The sequence below is a fragment of the bacterium genome, assembly GCA_040756715.1.
Lineage (GTDB): Bacteria > UBA9089 > UBA9088 > UBA9088 > UBA9088 > JBFLYE01.
In genome coordinates, this window is record JBFLYE010000002.1 from 1 (window position 1) to 2,995 (window position 2,995).

Annotated in this window: 2 protein-coding genes and 1 pseudogene; all 3 read right to left on the reverse strand. The window is 42.5% G+C overall.

Going from position 1 to position 2,995, the window contains the following annotated elements; genetic code table 11:
- Positions 1-171: 171 nt before the first annotated feature.
- The 3 genes and pseudogenes from AB1397_00035 to AB1397_00045 all read right to left on the reverse strand — a co-directional run bounded on the left by AB1397_00035 (position 172) and on the right by AB1397_00045 (position 2,831).
- Positions 172-1,737, reverse strand: coding sequence for a hypothetical protein (locus AB1397_00035; protein ID MEW6481394.1), 1,566 nt, complete (start codon positions 1,735-1,737; stop codon positions 172-174).
- Positions 1,738-1,835: 98 nt separating this feature from the next.
- Positions 1,836-2,522, reverse strand: coding sequence for a phosphatase PAP2 family protein (locus AB1397_00040; GenBank protein MEW6481395.1), 687 nt, complete (start codon positions 2,520-2,522; stop codon positions 1,836-1,838).
- A 27-nt stretch (positions 2,523-2,549) separates the two neighbouring features.
- A pseudogene (locus AB1397_00045) lies at positions 2,550-2,831 on the reverse strand (tetratricopeptide repeat protein).
- Positions 2,832-2,995: the final 164 nt, after the last annotated feature.

Consider the following 2,995-nt stretch of genomic DNA (forward strand, 5'->3'; position numbering starts at 1 on the left):
CTTAAACCTTTTTCAATTCAAAATTCAAAATTTAGAATTCAAAATTTCTTAAAAGGTGGATGAATTTTTAAACAGATAAACACAACCCTATCTATTTTTGCACTAAGTAATGGAAGATACTATAATTTCACCAGAAGTTATAGGTGTCAAGTCTAAAGCTATGCGGCAGTATTACCACACCGTGGTAAGCGACAAGAAGATTGTATTGCCAGAGTTACCTGTACCACCCTCATTCTTCGAATAATCCACATTATGGGAATACTCGACCGCAAATTTGAGACCCTCGAGTACCCACTCACCTATGTTCACAATAAATCGTCTCTTGGGAAGGAATCCAACCCTGCTTGATTCGTTGTTGAACACCCCTGCCAGATTGTAGGTCTGTGAATAGCTAATGGTAAGATAATTTCCTTGAGCACCAATCACCTCGACCCACGGGTTCCAATCAAACTGATGGCTAAGTGTGATCTGCCAGGCGGAAGGTTTTATGCTGACCCGATTGTTCAGACCATCGATAAATGTTACCCCTCTCATGGCTCCGTTCCACTCGCCAATGAACGATCTAGGACCAAGAATTGCTTTGACACTCACCGCCATCCCGGGCACGAAACCGATCTGGTCAAGAAAACTTCGATATTCGGTTCTCAGGAATTGACTGTCGAAGACCGAACTAATGTAATCAACATCTACATCGATTGACCAAGGACAAAAGGCACTACCTCGCAGTTGGTCGTAGCGACGACCACAATTTCCCTTGGTGCGAAGAAAGCCCACCGTGGCGTTAATGTGGTCGCTAGGCTTATACCCGCCGCTCTTGACCCTCTCAAAGGTGCTCCCGTCATAAGAATAGAAGCCCACATTAAAAAGAGGAGGATTTGGCGTGGGAGTGATGAAAGTTAGAGGTGGCGGCCGCATCGGAGGTGGACGGTAGCCAAGGCCTCTCATGAGTGAGCTAATGAGGGGATTTATCACTAGTGGCCTGACCGGCGGTAGAGTTATCGGTGGCGTGGCTGGAGTCAGGGCAGGCGTCGGAAACCCAAGGCCAAACCCAATGGCAGTGTCTTTCATCTCGAACGCGTTGACGGTCAGCGGGTTTTCAATGGTCAGCACGCCTGCCACAGGGTCGCCTGTTGAGATTCCGAAGGGCAAAATTATCTGTTTTCCAAAAGTCAAGAAAGGCGGGAATCGCTGGGGATCGCCAATAGTAAAGAACGCTGTGTCAAGATTGATTCGATCAACCCCTGCCTCGAAACCCTTGGTTGTTGGAAAGGAAATATTACTACCATCATCATATTTGATGACGAAACTTCCCGATGTCCATTTGTTTATCTGGATTTCAAAGTTGAGTTCAGCTGTATTCAAAAGGAGCACACCTTCACTCTGGTGTGAAAAATCCTTGGTCCGGCCACCCACCATCTCTAGAGTACCTCCCAGGGCCATGGATTCGTTGATATTTGACCCCAAGGTCGAAATGGCATCCCGAATAATTGAACGGATTGCTTCCTCCCGGATAGCTTTCTCGGTCTCCAATTCCTTGACGTGTTGCTCCATACCTTTAATTTCCCCAATGTCATCTGTGGCATGTTGCAAAATTTGCTCTTTATAGCTAACAGTTCCATCGGGCCCTACGGCGAGTTTGGAACTTGTCTTATCCCCACTGGCGGCGACGGGCCAGGACAGAAAGCACAATACGATTACGGCTGCAGCAACAGATATAGCCACTTCTGATACAGCCATTTGTCGAATATTCATAACTTGCTCCTTAGAAAGATAAAAACTGGTTTAGTTACATCCAAGGAGTTACACCTCACAAAAATGGACTTATGAAACCACTTCTACCAAAAATTGTATGATACCAACAAACCATTAACCCTGTCAACCTTAAAAGCATAATTTGCCTTTTTCAAACCAATTATGCCTTTGGCGGTAAAATAGCCTAAACAAGAACCAAAAAATACATCACTTGCCCAATGGCAATTGTCATTTATCCTTGACAAAGCACATAATGTTGCTATGCTATATGCCAAGGATGGAATAATTCCTTTATATTCTGAAGCAAAAACCGTAGCTATGGCAAAGGCAGAAGAAGAATGGCCCGAGGGAAAGGAGTCATTAGAGAAAGGAATATGTGGACCATCCCAAGTATTATATTTGTCTCCTGTGTTTGGCCTATGCCTTCCGGTGGTAAATTTTATAATTTGGGTAAAAGCCCCGGAAAGAACAAAAGATTTCATACTCAACAAAGCAACCTCCTCTGCCCTTTTGTCTTCATAGAAATGGCCATAGAGATAAAATAAAGCCAAGGGAGGCAGGGTATACCTTCCATCACCAAATGGCTTAGCAAAGCTTGCAATTTTATCGCTGGTTAGATTTCGATGCTCTTGTGAAAAATCCTTTATCCTTTGGTCATAAATATATAGCCCTCCGGTGATACCTAGTACAGCCCCTATCTTTATCCTTTCTTCTTTATTTAAACCAAAAGAATTATAAGAGAGCAACAAAAGGGCAATGATTATTCTCAATATTTACCCTCCAATATCCTCAAAGACTCAGCCACCCCTGGATAATTCTGGAGAAAGCTTTAATACCTTTCTATAGGCAGAAATTGCCTCTTCTATTCTTCCTCCCTTCCAATAGGTAACCCCTAAATTACAGTATGAATTTGGCTCATCGGGAGAAACTCTTAAGGCATCCTTAAATGCTTGAATTGCCTCCTTAAACATCCCCTTTTCAAGATAGACAGAGCCTAAACTATGATAAATAAATATTTTTTTAGAGTCAAGTGAAATTGCCTCTTTATATTCCTTGATTGCCTCATCAAGCCTATTCTTTTGAAACTTACCCCCTGCCTTTTAGGCTAAATCTTAAAATTTTGGGGAAAATTGAGGTCTCTTTTTGAAATTTTTTGTGTTTTTCTATAGAGAAGGAAAAAACGAAGCCAAAATGACAAAAAGTGTTATTTTCCATCAGAAATTCTAAGGTTATCTTTGTGATT